The following is a 20,181-nucleotide window of genomic DNA, read 5'->3' on the forward strand; positions in this document are numbered from 1 at the left end:
AATCTCCTGAGTGGAGTTGTACTGGTCGTAAGGATATACGTCCCAACCCTCTATGCGGGTAACGATGTTGCGGCTCTTGGAGAAGTCCCACTCACCCTCGAAGCCGGGGTTCTTTATCAGGTTCTCCATCATCTCGCCGTTCTCTACTGACCAATCGGGCTGAAGGGCAAGGTCGGCAACACGGAAGGTATCGACGGCCAAGCCGTCACGGTATACGAACACACGACGGTCAGGAGTTACGGCATAGCGGTAAGTATGGTACTGGCCGTCGGTGTTGTAGAACGTGCCACCATTCGACGGGTTGGATATGCCCTCGTCGCAGATGTAGGTATCAGCACCATTGTACATGCCCATGCTCTCAGACTTCACATAGCCCTTGAAGCCTGCCTTGTCGCTGCTGACAGCGAACGGGAAGAACTCCTTGGAAGCGTCATCGGCCTTTACCTTGAACTCAAGGGTATAGCCCTCTGCGCCCGGAGCAAAGTCTGCGTAGGTCTTCGCATCGTCAGTACCACCTGCATAGACAGGATTTGAAGAGATGTCCTTTACGGCAAGGGATGTGCCTTTGCCGGCAAGGGATACGTATGCACGGTTATCACCGCTGCGGAGGATAACCTTGCCGTCGGTACGGTTGAGCCATGAGGTAAGCTTCACACTTACTGTGGTCTCACCGGCACCGGCTGATATGACAGAAGGTGTAACCTCGAAGCCACTTGTAGCAGACACCTGTATGTCGTTCTGCAAATTGGCACCGCTCACTGTGAAGGTCGCGCTGTTTCCTGTACCATCGATAACAAGTGAATCTGTTGATGCCGTCAGGCTGGCGAAGGCAGGAGCATAGGCACCTGTGGTGTCATAGGTGAAGTATGCTATATCGGCACCATTGTTCTGGAAACCTACAGTTGCGGCAACGTTGCGGTCAACGCCAGTGAGCTTGACATCATCGACCTTAAGTGAACTGATGGATGCACCCCACTTGTCGCGCTCTATGTAGCAGATTATGCGTATCTGCTTGGTATTGGCAAGAGTGGTGAAGTCAGAGGCGTAGGTCTGGTAGCTGTCACTCGTTACAGGGATGGTAACCTTGTTGGTCGCATTCTGCAAGTCCTGTATGCGAAGGCTGCCAAAGCGGCTGCCATCGCTCTTTATGCCACCCTTGGCAAGGGCTGAGAACGAATAGGTCTCGTTGGGAGCAACGTCCACAATCTGGGAAACCTCACCGGCAGACCAGCCGTCGTTCCACATATAGCGGTCCATGGACAACACGTGGTTGTTCTGGTCAACCTCGTTGCTGCGCTCCTCGGCAACAATCTCCTGAGTGGAGTTGTACTGGTCGTAAGGATATACGTCCCAACCCTCTATGCGGGTAACGATGTTGCGGCTCTTGGAGAAGTCCCACTCACCCTCGAAGCCGGGGTTCTTTATCAGGTTCTCCTTCATGTCGCCGTTCTCCACAGACCAATCGGGCTGAAGGGCAAGGTCGGCAACACGGAAGGTATCGACTGCCAAGCCGTCACGGTAGACGAATACTCGCTTGTCGGCTGTAACGGCATAGCGGTAAGTATGGTACTGGCCGTCGGTGTTGTAGAACGTGCCACCATTCGACGGGTTGGATATGCCCTCGTCGCAGATGTAGGTATCAGCACCATTGTACAAGCCCATGCTCTCAGACTTCACATAGCCCTTGAAGCCTGCCTTGTCGCTGCTGACAGCAAACGGGAAGAACTCCTTGGAAGCGTCATCGGCCTTTACCTTGAACTCAAGGGTATAGCCCTCTGCGCCCGGAGCAAAGTCTGCGTAGGTCTTCGCATCGTCAGTACCACCTGCATAGACAGGATTTGAGGAGATGTCCTTTACGGCAAGGGGAGTTCCAAAAGACACCATTTCAACGTAAGTTCTTACATCACCACTGCGAAGTATGAGACGACCCTCATTACGATTGAGAGAAGAGGTGTTGGTGACAACAACCTCCACAGATTCCGCTCCTGCCTTGATAATAGCCGGCGTAACAGAAAAGCCGGACGTTGCAGAAACCTGGATATCCTGCTCCAAGCCTATAGCCTCAACAAAGACGGTAGCTGTGGCACCCGTGCCATCCAACACAAGCTTATCAGGCATTGTGGATGTTGCACCACGCGCTGCCGCTCCATTCTTGGCTGCAAACTTCACGACAACAGACTCACTGCTGCCACTTGCTAATGGAGCCGCATATCCAATACCATGTGTCAGCCCCAACAACAGGGTACTGACGAACAGTTTAAGATAATTGCGTTTCATGATTGAATAGTTAATAGTTAAACAATTTAATACTATCGTTTTTAATTCCTTTTTTCTTTCCTATATATTTCTTCCCACGTTCTGGAGCCACATATCCATCAAAGTTCTTACCAGACAACAATAAACAGGCTGACTGCTGCGTGGAAGCAACTATCGGGTTGACGCCAGTATCTTCCGGTTTCCCTACTGCTATCCACCCGACTTTCTCCGGTTTGACAAGTTCATGGGCAACAGACTTCTCTCTGTCCTTGAATATTGTAAAGCTGGATGTGCCTCGTCTCTGCAGTCGCAATGTTGAGGTAATGGTGTCGTTTTCTGTTACCATCTGAGCAAAAATCATCGGCGGAACAGCATATTCTGATTTCATTACGACCTGACACATTTCAGTAAGACTACTACCCACAGACGCATCATTGGTATATCCAACCTCTATCCTACGCCCACAAATACTTCCGCAACCTTCCGATACAGCTAAGTAAGCCAAGTTTTCTGTATGATTAGGTTTATGCAATCGGCCTTCATATCTCAGACGAACTTCAAAACCATATCGTGTGACATTACGCACACATATTGCAAAAGCGGTATCGGAAGAACTCTCCTGCGCAGACAATACCACTACAGGAATGTCTTCAAAAGATGTGTCAAAAGCCACACTCTTCCATTTCTCGTCCACGCCTTCCACGGTTTTTGCTTCCATCTTCATGCTGCCGTCTGTGTATCTCCCAGCAGGCATAAGCATTACGGCCAATGTGTCAGGATTGTAGAAAGAGGGATTAAGCTGGTATTCCCATGTACGCAACCTTGCATCAAGTGCCTTGGGTGTAACCCTGCGCAAACGGGCTGTCAGCGGTAGCTTGTTGCGATAAGTTGCCACTCCCGCAAAAGCCAGTGGAGACGAGGACAAAGGATTACGAAAGAGTAGTGGTTGCCACTTTTCTCTCAAGACCATCTCGTCGGCAAAGAGCCAGTCAGCAGCATTATTATTAGAGACCGACAACTTTACAGAATTGGACAAAAGACCACTCTTGCTGTCATCTTCCGGCACTGACGAGACAGTGTACGAGACATCATTGGCAGGCAGCATGTCAAGCAATGCTCTGCTGGCCGTTGTGGAAAGTATCTCATTGCCATCCTCGTACAGGCAGAAATGGCCTACCTGCTCTCCATTGGTATCTGTCCAGCTCAACGCCAGATTGCCTGCAGACGTAATGGAATCGTACATCAGCACAGGAGCTTCGTTGAAACGCCAGTCCATGACAACATCGTTATCGGGATTATAGAAATAAGGAGCATTATTGCCTGCATAGAACTCTCCTGCCGGAGTCAGCTTGCCTGTCTTGTCGATAATCATTCGCTTGTCCTCAACCCAGTTGTATATTGAGTAGCGTTCGATGAAACTGCAGGTGTCTAGCATATTGACGATATCTGTCAGGTCGCGTAGCTGCTTGGCATATTGCTCTGACTGCGACGAAGGCCACGACTCCTTGGTCCAGTTGGCACCGTTGTTCCATTCCTTTATCCACAGAGGGCGTTTCGTGCGCTCATGCACATTCTTGAGTCTGTCGTACCACTCAGATGCCGACAAGCCACCCCAATAGGCATGTATGACAACATAATCTACACGATAGTTTCGCTGACGGCATTGGTTCATGAAATTGTAGAGCCAAGAGAAATCGGTTGTTGCTGGTGAGCCAAGTCTCATGCCGGTCTTCATCATCAATGGCCACTCCTCAATAGCTTTCTCTACGGACACATTTGACTGCTCGGTATGGTCGGGCTCGTTATACCCCATGAGATGACAGGCATCTTCTATGGTGTACACTCCGTTCCACATACCGCCAGCTCCCCATTTCTCGGGCACATACTCCTGATTATAGCTCTTTTGGGCATTTAACGGATTTATCGTAGGATGACTTCCCCAATTATAATACCACGTTGAATTTGTGAGGCTTGCCTGTTCGGGAGCATATTTCAGTCCTTCAGGCATTTCCGGCCATTTGCTTCCTGCCCATCCTTTCTTAGAGGTGTAGTGCCATCTGAATACCCTGACAAAGCTGACCTTCCCATCCAGTTCCAAAGGCAACTCCGGTATCTCCAGGTCGGACTTGTCGGCTATGTACACCCTGCTATAGCCCATTCCATCGGCATTTGTGGCAAAAGTAGCCATATATCCGCGCTTTAGCTTGAACGAGCGGATACTATTGTCAGAACGCAAGGAACGGACGAGATTGGCTGGAGCACTGTCGGGAGGACAGTTTGTATAATAATATAATAAGGTGTAGTTGTCCGATTCGCCTTTCATGCCCTGATCGGTGAAGGTGGTTAGGGGGCAGTAATCTGCAGGGTGAGCCGTAACAACAGTACCAAGACGGTATAGCGATACCCTGGCATTGACATCTGCCTTAAGGGGCTCGCCATTGATGGTGACAGAGGAAGAAAAACGGGAGAGGAAATCATCGGGCTTGATATTGTCGAAGAACAGCCATGACTCCGTACTGCAAATATCTATCTTTACACCAGAAGATATTGCATCGGAGGAAGACAACACATGATAATCAACACTGTCATCCAACACTATGTCGGAAGTAACATGCTGCACCTCTATCTGCTCACGCCCAATACAGAAAGACTTGAATAAAGCCAAAAACAATACAATACAAAGATAATGCTTCATTATAATATTCATTGGTTAGACATTAAACTGCAACGGGCAAGAATGAAGATGTCTGTATCCAGAAATCATTCTGCCCATCCGCAATTGCAAAGATAAGGGAAACAACAGGTTTCCAAGGTAGAAATAAAGAGAATGCAGATAGATTATTAAGTAAATACGGATTTTTCGACCTAATATACTTATTTTTCCAACTCATCCTTGACATAATCAGACGGCAACATCCCGAATTCCTTCTTGAAACATGAGGAGAAATACTTGGGGTCGTTGAAGCCTACTGCATATGCTACATCTGCAATTCGCACTTTGGGATTCTTACGTAGCAGCTCGGAGGCATATTTCATCCTGATGTTGCGTATGAAGGACGAAGGACTCAACGAGGTAAGAGCATGCAGCTTCTTATATAGCGATGACTTTGAAATATTCATGGCACTGGAGAAGGCCTCAAGGTCGAACTCCGTATCGGCAAGATGCTGTTGAACACACTCCACACACATAGTGATGAATTGCTCATCTGCCGTACTCAGGGAAACGTCTTTAAGTATGTCGAAGAATTTGGCATTAATCTCCTTCTCGACATTACACCTGTTGGAAATCAGATTGTCGATACGGGCCAACAGCACTGAGGTATTGAAGGGTTTTGTGATATAGGCATCCGCACCAGCGCGGTAAGCCTCCGCCCTGTCCTCGTCATCGCGCTTTGCAGTAAGCATGACAACAGGAATGAAACTCATGGACGCATCAGCATGTATACGTCGCGTCAACTCCACACCATCCATGACAGGCATCATAACATCTGTAAGAACAATATCTATTCGTTGTTCTGAGAGCACATCGAGTGCCTCAATACCATTATATGCAGAAACGACATTGTAGCGTTGGGCAAGCAGCTTGTACAACATTGCCTGCAAATCCTCATTGTCCTCTACCACAAGAACGGTTGCTCGTGTACCTTCCATTACAGGCTCGTCAGCACAAGGACGAGTATCGGCATCATCATCACTACTGGGAATATCGGAGAAATCATCGATTTCATCGGGTTGGAAAGCACTACGCTCTATAGGGAGCGTAACTGTGAAGGTTGAGCCCTTGCCGACTGTACTCTCTACACTGATAGAGCCATGGTGCAATTCCACCAGGTCTTTGGTCAAAGATAGTCCGATACCTGTTCCATAGGTCTTGAACTTACGATGCTCACCTTCATAAAATCTCTTGAACAATTGTGGCAGCTTGTCGGCGGCAATGCCAACACCATTGTCCTTAACGGTGAACACCGCTGTCTTATCGTCTATGCAGGTAAGGGTCACCTGTATATATCCCGCAGGGGAATTATACTTTATCGCATTGGAGATAAGGTTGTAGATGATTTTATCGAGCTTGTCAGAATCAAAAAATCCCACGATTTCATCGGGCTTACACACCAATGACAAATGGAGGTTCTGCTTATTTGTAAGTGGACGAATGCTCTCCACCTCGCGTCTGAAGAACTCAGTAAGTGATCCAGACGACACACGGAGATGCAGATTGCCAGTTTCCGACTTCCTGAACTCGAGTATCTGTTGCAGCAACCTCATAAGCCTGTTGACGTTGCTGTCGATAATCTTGTATGATGTCGATTTCGACGGATCATCATTGAGCAAAGTACTCACGGTAGCTGAAATAACAGTAAGAGGAGTCATCAGGTCGTGAGTGATATTTGTGAAGAACTGTAGCTTCTTGTGGTTCAGTTCCTCTATGTTCTGTTTTTCAAAACGAGCCATCTGAACCTCTCTCCTGACCTTGTCGCGATTTTGGAAGTAGCGCACCACAACAGCCACAGCCACTATCGCTAATACGGTATACAGAACCCACGCATACCAACGCATATACCAGGGATAAAGAATGACAAGCCGCAACGTTGTCTCCGACTGGCTCCACAGTCCGTTGACATCTGTGGCCTTCAGCCGAAACAGGTAATTGCCAGGTGGCAGATTGCCATACACGGCATGGCTCTCATGGGCATCAGTATAGTACCAGTCGTCATCATAGCCATCGAGCTTGTAGGAGAAGCGAACTCCGTTAAGAGTCTCAAAGTTAAGTGTGGAAAACTCAAAGGTTACGTCACGCTGGTCAGGAGAAAGAACAACCTCATTGCCATAGGGCGGCAATAGCTGATTGACAGTCCCACGGGCAGAGTCGCCAGGAACAGCAAGCGAGAGGTTGAACACCTTTACATCAGTAATATAAGCCTTTGCTGTTCCCCGATTGCCTACAAAAGCTTTCTCATTAAACAGCGAGACACCATTGTAGCCACCAAAACAGACCATTCCATCGGAAGAAACGGCAGAACAGCCATCTGAGAAGTTGTCATCGTCAACCGCATCATGACGGGAGAAAAGCCTCATCTGCGCAAGTTCTCCGTCTGTGCCGAAAGTCATGCACACAAGGTCGTTGCTCATAGCGACAATGATATTGCCATACTTGCCCTCCTCTACGGTACACACATCGCCCACTGGCAGGCCGTATCGCTTGCAGGCATTGACGAAACCGTCACAGCTGGGGTCGTACATGAGAAGTCCAGACTCCTTTGAGCATGCCCAAACCGTGCCGCGGCGGTCTACAAGCATTTTGCTTACGTTGCTGAGTTTCAGATTTGTGCCAAAAAGATGGTCGTACTGCTTGATGCGGAGAGACTTGGGATTATGAATATTACCATACAGGTGGAATATACCATTCTGGAGAGTTCCTATCCAGTAGCTTTTTCCGTCTGTGGCAAGAGAGGAAATCTTGCTGGTAGGAAGGCTGCCGAGTTGCTCACCCTTGAAGTACAGTCCTTTGCCGTTGGCATAACGGACAGACAGTCCCTTGTAAGTTCCCAAAAGCAAGTTGCCACTTTTATCAGCAAGCAACGAGTAGACACAATTATCATTCAGCCATGGGGTGTTATCTATGTTGTATGTTTCCGCAATGGTACCATCACGCAACACCACTACCCCCTTCCGTTCTGTAGCCACAAAGACGTCATTGCCGATAGTAGCAAAGGCGTTGACGCTTGTCGAAAGATCAATGTGTGAGTATTGGTTCTGTTCTCTCATATCGGCAACGACAAGGCCCTTGCCATGAAGACCAACGAGTAGATGGCTATTGTCAATAAATCCCAAAGAAGTAATGTAGTCTTTGTAAAGTATGCCTATTGGCAGCTGCCACTTTGTAAAAGGTGTTTGCCGCACCGACGCCGACACTATGCCTCTATGGGTACCACAAATCCACAGCTGACCGCTCTTGTCGCAGAAAAAAGAGTTTGCCCCTTGTCCAAAAAAGTCTGGGCCAGGTTCACACGCCTTTGGCAGCAGCATTATTTCATCGGTTCCATCGGTATTGTCGATCATAGCCAGACCGTTTGGCATGCCAATCCATGTCAGGCCCGTAACGTTCTCATGCTCGATATCCCAAATGATGTTTGACGTCAACTGTCCACCAGTCGTGTCGATCGTAAAGTTAGTAAACCGCAAAGGGGTACCCGTATCAAGGGGATTGTAAATCTTGTACAATCCACTACCCCATGTGCCGACCCACAACGTTCCATCCAAATCCTCATACACGCATTGAGCAGAATGTTGGGTGTTGAACGGCGGCAGCTCATACCATTGCTTGATACGCTTATCGTAACGGTAGAGTCCCCTGTCCCATGTTCCCACCCACAACATGCCATTGCGTCCCTCATAGAGACAAGACACCGACGAGTGCGGAACCTTGGAGTTGCCGCGCTGGTCGCACAATAGCTCAAAGGAGTCATCCTTTCGACTATAGGAATAGAGTCCGCCCTCAGTACCAACATACATTCTTCCATCCGACATGACGAGTATACGATTGACGGCATCACAATTGTCAAAATCGGTGAAATGGTATGTTTTTGTCAGTCCCGTTCGCATATCCATGCAGCAAAGTCCATTCTTTGTTCCTATCCAGAGATTGCAGTCTTTGTCATCGGTAATGTAGGTAATGTTGTCTGACGGGAGAAGGAAAGGAGTGTGTTCTGTATTGCGGAAGCTCTTGATGTGAAAGCCATCGTAGCGGTAAAGTCCATTTTTTGTTCCTATCCATACAAAGCCCAGCCGATCCTGATGCATACAGCGAACCTCATCAATAGGCAGCTTATCGATGGCATTGAATTTGCGAAAAGCGAAACGACCGCTGTCAACAGCCACTGCTGCATGGCATAACGACAGTAATAGCAACAGTAATATAATAATGTGTGATTGTCTATGGTTCATGTTAAATAATGTGTGATTGTCTATTGTTTATGTTAATAGTAATATTTTGAAACGCGATGACAAAGTTAAGCTTTTTCTTTCTTATCTCCAAGATATCTGTTATTTTTTATACCCATCAGACATTTCCGATAACACTTCCAAGCACTTGCACCACCATCTACAGTTAGTCCGCTCACCAACAACAGTTAGTCCGCTCGCCTACAACTGTTAGCTACTCTCACCAACAACTGTTAGCTACTCTCACCAACGCAGCTATCTTGCCTTTACTCCTCACCTACCCTCATTCAGCACTTTAAGACATTGAACATGTACTCACAGCAAGCAGCCCATCTACAAAAAAGTGGGGAATCTCACGACTCCCCACATTTGATTAATGCTCATTCTTAATCTATTATTACTTTACAACGTATTTCTTCTTGCCAATGATGACAAGTCCCTTACCTTGCTTAACCTGTCGTCCTGACAAGTCAAACATTACGTTGCCATTATTAAGTTGTGTAACTTTACTTATGCTTGTTGTAATCTTTTGCTGTTCAAGCTCTGCCTTGTTGTCAAGAGCAGCGATGAGAGCCTCAACGTTGTAGGCCATGGTCTGCAAGAGGTCAGCATCCTCAACGGAAGTACCATTGTCGTGTGACTTCTCAGCTGTAGAGCTTAGTCTGTCGATGGCTGTTCTAACAGTCTCAATATCCTCAGCTACTACCTCAGCTACGGTCTCATCGAAGCCTGCAATCTTCTCTAGAACAGCATCGAACTTGTTCTGTACGCGCTCAATGATTGCGAGGTCAGCCTCGTACTGTGCCTCATTCTCCTGATAAGCCTGCCAAACCTTCTCAGCCTCAGCTGCAACAGCATCAATATTCTCTGTCACAGCAACGATGCCTGCAAGCAGGGTTTCCTTATCCTCTACGGCCGTTCCAGCAGTGAACGAAGCGTCAGCAGCTGCTACGAGTCCGTCTATAGACTCCTGTATAGCAGTCATGTCCTGAGCAAACTCGTCCTGAACATCCTGAGCGTATGTCTCAACGACAGCCTTCATGTCATCGAAGTGCTCCTTGAGAGCCTCTATAGCAGCAAGGTCAGCCTCGTGCTGTGCGTTATTCTCAGCATAGCTTCCGTTGGCAGCGGCAGCATCAGCAGAAAGTTTCTCTATAAGCTGCAGAACCTTAGCAATCTCCTCCTGGAGGTTGTCCTTATCAGCAACTGAGGTGCCGGCAGTGTATGAAGCATCAGCCAAAGTCTTCAGGGCACCAACAGCCTCCTGTACACCAGCCTCCTCTTCTGCTACAGCCTGCTGAACAGGCTCGTCATAGCCGTCAATAGCCTGCTTAACCTCATCGAGTGAAGCCTGTACAGCGGCTATTGCCTCAAGGTCAGCCTTATACTGAGCATCATTGGCATCAACGCCATTTTGGGCAGCCTCAGCAGCTGCGGCAAGGTTGGCAATCTGAGTATTCAGTGCGGCTACGGCAGGATCGAACGTCTCCTTATCGGCAACAGATGTACCAGCAGCGTATGATGCCTCAGCAGCAACCTTCAGTTCATCAATGCTTGTCTGTGTGGCAGCCTCAGCCCCTGCCATTGCATCCTGTACAGACTGGCTGTAACCATCGATAATCGCGAGAACCTCATCCAGCTTGGTCTGCACCTCTGCTATGGCTGCAAGGTCAGCTATATGCTGTGCTTCATTGGCCTCATAAGCCTGCTGGGCAGCAGCGGCATCAGTAAGAAGTTTCTCTATGTCAGCTACAACAGCAGCAATGCTCTCCTGCAAAGCGGCAGCATCTGCCACAGATGTACCATTATTATATGAAGTCTCAGCAGTAGTTGTCAGAGCTGCGACAGATGCCTCCAAAGTGGTTACGGTCTCAGCAAATGCACCCTGTACGCTCTCAGCATAACCAGCAACTGTAGTCGTGGCTGTTTCAAGCTTAGTCTGCACCTCTGCTATGGCAGCAAGGTCATTCTTGTACTGCAACTCGTTGGCATCATATCCATTCTGGGCAGCCTCAGCAGCTGCGGCAAGGTTGGCAATCTGAGTATTCAGTGCGGCTATGGCAGCATCGAAGGTCTCCTTGTCGGCAACAGATGTACCGGCAGCGTAAGAAGCCTCAGCAGCAGCCGTCAAATCGTCAATGCTTGTCTGTGTGGCAGCTTCAGCCTCAGCCATTGCATCCTGTACAGACTGGCTGTAACCGTCGATGGTTTTCAGAACCTCATCAAGTTTGGTCTGCACCTCTGCTATGGCAGCAAGGTCAGCGGTGTGCTGTGCCTCATTAGCCTCGAAAGCCTGCTGGGCAGCAGCTGCGTCAGCAAGAAGTTTCTCTATGTCAGCTATAACAGCAGCAATGCTTTCCTGCAAAGCAGTAGCGTCTGCTACAGATGTACCATTATTATATGAAGCGTCAGCAGTAGTTGTCAGACCTGCAACAGATGTCTCCAAAGTGGTTACGGTCTCAGCAAATGCACCCTGTACGCTCTCAGCATAACCTTCAACAGTGGTCTTGGCTGCATCAAGCTTGGTTTGAACCTCTGCTATGGCAGCAAGGTCAGCGGTGTGCTGTTCCTCATTGGCTGCGGCCTTCGCAACCTCTTCCTCGTACTCCTGCTGGGCAGCAGCTGCGTCAGCAAGAAGTTTCTCTATGTTAGCTACAACAGCAGCAATGCTCTCCTGCAAAGCAGCAGCATCTGCTACGGATGTACCATTATTATGTGAAGCCTCAGCAGTAGTTGTCAGATCTGTTACAGACTCCTGCAAAGCAGAAAGTGTCTCTGCGAAAGCAGCCTGTACGCTCTCGTCATAACCAGCTACTGTAGTCGTAGCTTCATTAAGTGATGCCTGGACATCAGCAATGGCAGTAAGGTCATTCTGATACTGTCCATCGTTAGACAGGCTGTTTTCCTGTGCTGTTTTGGCATCATCGGCAATCTGTGCGATTACCTCAGCAAGGGCAGCAATCTCTGCATTGCGAGTCTCTGCATTAGCAGCAACATCACCATTTGCCACATCTGTTGATATAGCTGTCTCAATGTTTTCGATAGAGTTGCCAGCCTCCTCAACCTTATCGTTGAACATAGCCTGCACACCATCTGCGTATGTAGCCAAGTCGGCCTTTACCTGCTCCAACGATGTCTTCAGTCCTGCGACAGCCTCATCAATGACAGCCTTAGCAGCCACATCAAGGTTGGACACATTTACCTGAATAGCCTCGATGTTCATACGGGTTCCAGCACTTGTTGAGGCAATGATGCGGTCTACCGTTATGGCTGACTCGGCAGCAAGGTCACCAGTAGCCTTAAGAGTAACGAAAAACAGCTCACCATCCTCACCCTTCAGGTTACTGCTCTTGGTAGAGCTAAGGATAATATTAAGCTTGTTTCCGTTAAGAGTTGTGCTTGGAGTATGCGAGGAGGTCAGGCGCGACATGTTGAATGTAGCATACTCACCATCTTCGTTCTCCACGAATTCAAGTCCAGCTGGCAATGTAATGTCAGCCTGCAATGCGCTTACCTCTCTGTTGGTTGCAAAGGCAAACGAAAGGTTCAGCTGCTTGGTAGGAGTCAGCTCGAAATCCTGGGCAGACAATGTGAGTACAGGTCTTACATAATTGGAATTATGCACGTTTGCCTCACAATCGGCAACTACGTTGCTGGCGGATGTATTTGTAATAAAGGCATCCTTAAGGGTTATCTTAGAGTCCTCAGCCAGTTCGTCTGTAGCCTCTACGGTAAATGATACCACAGCACCCTCGTTGCCCTTCAGAGTCTTACCAGACTGGCTAACCAACGAGAACCTTATCTGTCCCTCTATCAGACTGGAGTTCTCCGCTTTTGTAGCAGCAGTCAGAGCATGACTTGACGTACAACGCGTCATGTTTCGGGTGAGATAGTCACCATCCTCATTCGGAACGATTTTCAGTCCTGCTGGCAGGTAGATATCTCCTCCGAGGTCAGTACCATAAGGAACATCGTTGGTGACATTAATGTCCACCACCCTCTGTTCGCCTGGTGCAATATCGAAGTCTTCCATAGACACCTTAACGGTCTGTGCGAAAGACGTCAGCACAGTGGTAAGAAGGAGCAGGAGCATGGCGAGCCTGCCGTTCTTAACCTGTTTGATTATTGATGTATTCATATACTTCTGTTTGTGATTATGCCAGGCACCAGCCGACCCGGACGAGGCGAGGCTGTAGCCAAGACAGATTAAACTAATCTAATAGAAGGCCGACAGGCAAGAGGCTCTATGCCGTTTGAGCATGAACGCTCCGCCTGCCGGCTATTCCGCCTTATTTATTTCACAAGTACTTTCTTAACCTTACCTGCGGCATCCTTAACGATGTTGATACCCTTCTGCAAGGTTCTGCGAACCACACCGTCAGTACCGAATACCGAAGAGTTGCCCTCGGTAGTCTCAACGGCCTCAATACCAGTAACGATGGTGTATGCACCTGATACGGCATCAAGGTTGTGACGCATACCAGCACCTGTAGAGGCAATGATGTTGTCTATAGAGACAACGCCTGTTCCCTCTCCGGCAAGTTTCAAGTTGAGAAGTCTGTTCTCGCCATTGAGCATGTTGGAGCCATCAACAGTGTAGAGAACAATGCGGTATGAGCCATTCTCAAGAACATTGGCGGTAACCATAACGTTCTTTGACTCGCCTGCGAAGTCTACCTCCCTGATATTCACACCTGCTGGAAGAACAACATCCATCTGGAGAGCTGCATAGCCAGTAGAGCTGTTTAGCATCACATCCATGTTGTCGGTATCCATCTGCATGCTCATGCTACCCGGCTCAACGTCAGCCTTCATAGCAGCCTTGGCAGCGGCAACATTCTGTCCGTACTTATTGCCAAAGACATATATGTTGTTGATTTGAACAAGGTCAGCAACAGTATACTCACCATCCTTATCCATATCGGCAGCCTTTGCCTGATTCTCCTCAAGCTCCTCAGCATCCTTCTTGCCAGAAACAAGGTCACGGATGAGTGAGAGGTCAAGCACGTTCACAGTGCCATCGCCAGAGATATCACCAGGAACGTAGGTCTTCTCCTCTATGAGTGAAACGAGGGCGGCTGCTTTTTGCTCTGCCTCATCAACAAGTTTGTTGATGTCCTCGATGACGTATGGATTTACCGCAGCCATCTTGTCGTCAATCTTCTGCTTCACTGCGTCAAGTTCCTGCTGTGCCTGTATCACATCCTCATTAGCTGCTGCTATCTCGGAGATTTCTATTCCGGAGATAGTAGTTTCCAGGGCGGAGATACGTTCCTGCAATGCGCTGAGGCTGTTTTCGTATTCAGCCTGTGCCTGCTGTGCATCGGAAAGGAGTGTGGAAATCTTGCCGTTGATGGTCTCTGCGGCCTGCTGTGCGGCAGAGGTGTCGAGAGCCGTAGGATGCTCACCGGCATTGGCTTCATCGCAGGCGGTCTCCAGACTGCTTATTGCATCGTCAATCTCACCCTTTAGAGCGTTCTCCCTCTCGATGTATGATGTCTGGACTGCGAGAGTCTCTATCTCGTCCACAGCATCCTGCAACGTCTGATAGAGATTGTTGAGGGCAGTGTTGGCAGTGTTGAATGCTTCATTGTTAGCCTCCCGCGTAGCGGCATCCTGTGCGGCAGTCTGCAGCTCGGCGCGCTTGGTGTCAATGTTCTCTGACAGCGTCGTGATGTCAGCGGCAATGTTGCTGACAGTGGCCTCGGTAACCTTTGCACCCTCCTTGCCACAGAGATTGTTGGCGTGGTCGGCATTGAGATCCTTCTCTGCCTTGGCGATGGCATTCTGTATGCTTGCCTTGTCCGTAGCGAATGCAGTCTCAAGGTCAGCGGTGAAGTCGCCGGCAGCTTCAATCTTTGCCTGCGCCTCTGCCAGTTGCGTCTTGACACCGTCAAGAGCCTCCATGAGCGAAGCGTATGTCTGATATTCGGCATCCTGTGCCTCTATCCTCTGTTTCAGGGTCTTTATCTGCTCACGTACAGACTTCTGGTTGTCCTCTGAAGCCATCTGCTCAATGTCTTCCTCAGGTATCGTGGCAGTGATAGTGACTGAGGTGCGCAAGGTCTCGATGTCTGTGTAGATACCGGCGAGGGCGTCCTCATCGCCTCCGTTGGCTACCGCACGGTTATAAAGCGGTATGAGGGTCTCAACCTCTTCCTTGAGGTTGTTGACTATCAACCTGAGGTCATTAGCCTCCAGTTCAGCCACCTTGGCTTCTATCTGGTCGAGAACACTCTGGGCAGCAGCTATCTTTGCTTCTACGTATTGCTTGGCAGGAACATCCTCATAGACTGGCTCATCCACTGTTACTGCTTCATATTGAGCTTGTAATAACCAACCAAAAGGCCCATTCGATGCTAAGTTATCATACTGCTCCTTAGAGATTATATTACCCGTAACTTTATTCCGGTACTTTGTCACAGATATAGTACCCGTCTGGATGTTGGCAGTATTATAGCCATTCCTCTTGGCAAGTTCGTTAGCCTCACGTGCTGCATCAACAGCTGTATCGCCGTCGGCAAGCAGGTCGGTCAGCTTATCGGCATATTCATACGGAGCCTTGTAGTCATTGATACCCTTGATATCCTCCTCTTCGTCTCCGTCGGCAATCTTGGCAATCTGTCCCTCGTACTCATCATACTGGTCTGTGATTGCCTGCTCTGCCTCCGCAACCTCCTGCTCTGCCTCTGCCGTAGCCTTGGCATCTTCAAACATTGTATCAATGCCGTCAAGATTGCTGAGGATAGTTGCAAGCTCGGCAGGTACCGTGCCTGCTGCGTATGAAGCGTCAAGTGCTGTTTGTGCGGTCTCGACCTTTACTTTGACATTTTCGATTGTTGTCTCCCATGTGGCAGACAGCGGATAAGCACTCTTCGGATTGGCTGTAATCTCTGCATTGGCAGCAACGATATGTCCTTCAGCCTCTGCCTTGGCGGCTTCGTTATGAGCCTTGTCGAGGTTGGTGTCAGCGTTATCGGTGACAATCTTCAGCTTGAGGTCGTCTATCACTTGCGGACCCTTGTTCTCTTCCTTGGCAGCAACGTATGCGTCAACGATAGCAGATGCCTTGCCGCCCTCAACTGCCTCAAACGTAGCCTTTGCTGCCTCCTTGTAGGTATAGCCGTCAATTGCGGTGACGATATCGTTATACTTTGTAGAGAGAGCAGTGATGTCAGCTGCATAGCTATTGTTGTCAGCAATGGTCTGTGTCTCACGGAGGAACGCATCGAGGATGCCGTTGATTGTAGCTTCCTTGTCCTCCACAGCCTGCTTGTTCCCCTGCGTGGTGTCAAAGTAACTGCCGTTAGCATTTGCATAACCGTTTTCTGCGGTCTTGCTTATAGCCTTCAGTTCCTCGATGATTGGGAAGAGTCCCTCATTGGCAGTCTGTATGACAGCAGCATAAGCACTGTTGCCCTCTGCATCAAGAGCATGCTCGTATGAAGCATATTTGCTGATGGCATAGACCACTTCGTTGTACAGAGTCTTCGCCTTGGCATACTCGGCTCTGAAGTTTTCTATGACAATCGTATTGTGTGCACTGATTGCCTCGTCATATGTTTCGTTTGCAGAAGACAATATATCGCTGATGGCTTGCAGGATGTCGCTGTACTTCTGAGTGAACGTATCACCATATTCTACAGACATACCCTCATTGACCTTCTGGCCGACAGTAGTGTCAAGTGCGTCAATTTCTGTCTTATAATTTGTAAGTTCCGTCATCTGAGTCACCAGACTTGTCCTCTTTTCTGTCAGGTCAGACGTACCAGTACCCTCTTCTGCGGCATCTATCTTCGCAGTCACATCTTCTATCTGAGCCTGAATTGCATCAACAGCGTTTTTGTAACTGGTATTAAGAGTTTCTACGCTCTCTGTCTGTGAGTCGTATGTCGTGCGGTTGTTGCGTGCAGCCACGCTGATAGCCACCATGGCTTTCTTGTTTTCGGCAATCTTATTGTTGTAGTCCACTGTTGCGAAGTTCGCAGATTCACCGTTCTTGTACTTGCTTTCAATCTCAGCGTCGTAGTAATTGATGACCTTGAGGCAATCGTTGAGCTTACCCTGATAGAGAGCCTGTGCGCCGGCAAACTGCTCTCCACTGTACAATGCGCCTACCTCGCTGTAGATTATTGCCCAGTCTGCCTTGTTCTTCTTCTGAGTTGCGAGCTGTGCCTGATACTGCCGATAGTTTTCCTGTGCGTCAGGAACGACTTGATTAATGTTCGATTTCAGTGTGTCAAGTTCTGCTTCCTTTGTCGCTATTTTACTATACTCCGCAGTGCTGTATGATGTCTTCAGGCCTGCAAGCGTTGTCTCGTATTGAGAGAGAATGCCGGAGTAATGATTATCAGGATTGAGCGTGGCATCATCCTCTATGGTAGCCTTGGCTGTAGCGAGAGAGGTCTCTACCTCACCGGCTACCTGAAGCAGGTACTTGGATGCTATAAGATCCTTGATTGCTGTGATAGAGTTCTCAACGGAGGTCTGGTTGTCCACTACCGTCTGAGCACTATTATATTCATCGAGATCAGTCTGAACTTCCACAATCTTCGCATCTACCTCCGACTTGTCGGTCAGGGCTATATAGTACGAGTCGTTCTTCAGGGAAGAAAGAGTACCTTTTAGAGAGTTGTATTCGGTGAGGTCTGCCTCATACGCTTTCTTGTTGGCCTCGATGCTTGCACTGATTTCATCTATCTTCTTCTCCCAATCAGGGAAGCTGCTTACACAGCCTGTGGTGTGATCAGTCTCTGTATTATGCCTGTCGATCTCTGTCTTGAGTTCATTGATTGCTGTCTGATTTTCAGCATAGCCTTTTGCAGTAGATGCAGTGGCAGCAATCGCAGCGTCAAGTTCTGCCTGAAGATTGGCTACCCGGCTCGTTGCCTCATTGTACAGCGTCTCGTCGGACTGTTCGCCATACCAGTTGTTGTACTTTTCGAGTGCAGTCTGGGCTTCGCTCTTCCATTTAGAAACCTGCTCACCAAGAGTTCCAGTCTCAAGGTCACTGAGTGCTCCCTGGCATGTACGTGGGTTGGCTTTGAAGCTGTTCTCTACCGTTGTATTTGCGCTTGCAAGCTGACCGTCCAGAGTACCGTTCTCGGTATTAAGGTCAATAATCTCCTGCTTGTCAGGATAATCACTGTCTTCTCCGAGATTTGGGAGAACTACAGAGTCAAGGTCTTTCTGCCAGTCCTCAATCATCTTGAGCGCATCGTTATATGCCTGGAGGTCTGCCTTTGCCGTTGCAATGGCTGTTTTATAAGCTTCGAGAGCCTCGTCTGCCGCTGTCTTGTTCTCATCAGTAGCATCCTTGGCATAAGCGTCAATAGCAGCACTGGCATTATTGTATTCAGCCTCAAGCTCAGTCTTCATGGTATCGTTGGTTACCTCATCAGCTGAGGTCTTGGCTGTGGCAAGGGCTACTGTCAGCTCATTGACATTACCGTTGGCTGCTGTAGCATTATCAAGGATGTCGTTGATAGTTCCTGTATTAAGTCTGCCGACGAGTTCAGCATATACCTCGTCCACATCACCTCCATCTACAGGTTTCTTATACTTTTCACCATCATAATTATCCTCGTTATCCTTCTGCATCTTCGCGATGATAGCCGCAACCTCGTTGAGCCTGTTATTGGCATCGTTGTAGATGTTTGTATTGATTGTGCCATCCACTTTCATTGAGGAAAGCTTGATGGCTACTTCATTATACGCTTCCTGCAAGCCCTCAATATAAGTTTTTGCTGCCTCGTATGCCTTGTAGTTGTTCTCTGCAAGCGTGACGGCAGAAATGGCGTTGTTTGCATTAGCGATAGCAGTTGCCAGTTCACTCTCGAACGTCGTGCGGTCACTACCCTTGGAAATGATGTAATATCCCTCCGCTGCCTTGTCTATTGCAGCATCGATGGAATTATTTGCAGCCTGCTTCTTGACATTGGTATACTCGTCATCGCCCTCGCTCGGCAAGGTATATTTAGTGAGACCGCTTACCGCATTGTCAGAATATTCCTTGGCGGCTGCCTCTGCAGCTGTCTCAGCGGCTGTCGTTGCATCAGACACATTGTTCTTCTGCGCTATGATACGGGTTTCGTACGCTGTCTTGTCAGTAAGGGTATTGTTGGCAGCAGCTGTCTCTACGTCTGCCTTTATCTGATCATACTCTGATATGGCAGCACTGATTTTCCCAGCATTCTCATCACCATCTACATAGTTGATGTAGCCCTTAACGATTTCAAGATCGGCCACGGCTGCTGTCTTTGCCACAACTATGCTGTCCAGGAGTTCTGCCTTCAGAGTATCCTGAGCATCTTTTGCATCCTGATCTGCCTTTGGGGCTTCATCTATAATCTTCTCGTATGCCTCAATATTGGCAGTTACATTGCGCAATGCTTCCTGAGCCTTTGTAGGGGCGTTATGGAATGTTTCCAATTCCGCTTCGGTATAACTTGAAGGTGTTATTCCATCGAACTGTGTCTGGTATTTACTCTGGACAAGAGGGGATAGTCCGTCAATCGTAGTCTGGGCATAAGTCTTCTTAGTACCCTCAGTTTCGATTGCCGTCAAAAGGTCATAATAAGCCTCTGCGTATTCTTTCTCTTTTGCCTCAGCCGCCGCAAGTATATTATCTATCTTACCATTATACTCATTCAGAGTTTCTTGGCTCGCATCAGAAGAAAGACCTTCAATTTGTTTATAAAGAATAGCAAGCTGCGCCAAATAGCTAAGCTCGTTATCCTCGCTACCCTTAACCTCGTTGGCATAGGTACTGACAGTTTGAATAGCATTATCGCATTTCTGCAATAACTCCTGCTGAGTATAACTGAGTTCAACAGCATCCTGTGCCTGCACAGGGACTGCCGACGCAGCGAGAACAACAGCTACGGGAATAGTAGATTTTCTCATAATCAATAATACTTTAAAGTTTATATAGTTTTTGACAATTCACTTACAGTGCCCCACCTAAACCGGAAAAACTGGCGG

5 protein-coding genes are annotated in these 20,181 nt (G+C 48.4%); all 5 read right to left on the minus strand.

Annotated elements, in window-relative coordinates; translation table 11 throughout:
* Window positions 1–2,277 (minus strand): carbohydrate binding domain-containing protein (locus CIL02_RS03800; RefSeq protein WP_141210119.1); only part of this gene is annotated, 2,277 nt, incomplete at its 3' end.
* A gap of 10 nt (window positions 2,278–2,287) precedes the next feature.
* Window positions 2,288–4,951, minus strand: coding sequence for a glycosyl hydrolase (locus tag CIL02_RS03805; protein WP_170935007.1), 2,664 nt, complete (start codon window positions 4,949–4,951; stop codon window positions 2,288–2,290).
* Between the two features lie 179 nt (window positions 4,952–5,130).
* A complete protein-coding gene (locus CIL02_RS03810) occupies window positions 5,131–9,201 on the minus strand; it encodes an ATP-binding protein (protein WP_094399224.1) in 4,071 nt (1,356 codons plus the stop codon).
* Between the two features lie 394 nt (window positions 9,202–9,595).
* A complete protein-coding gene (locus CIL02_RS03815) occupies window positions 9,596–13,336 on the minus strand; it encodes a hypothetical protein (RefSeq protein ID WP_094399226.1) in 3,741 nt (1,246 codons plus the stop codon).
* Window positions 13,337–13,491: 155 nt separating this feature from the next.
* Entirely contained in the window at window positions 13,492–20,103 is a 6,612-nt protein-coding gene (locus CIL02_RS03820) for a dockerin type I domain-containing protein (RefSeq protein WP_094399228.1), read from the minus strand.
* Between the last annotated feature and the right edge of the window lie 78 nt (window positions 20,104–20,181).

Origin of the sequence: Prevotella sp. P3-122, from assembly GCF_002251365.1 — a bacterium.
In the GTDB taxonomy this organism is placed as follows: domain Bacteria; phylum Bacteroidota; class Bacteroidia; order Bacteroidales; family Bacteroidaceae; genus Prevotella.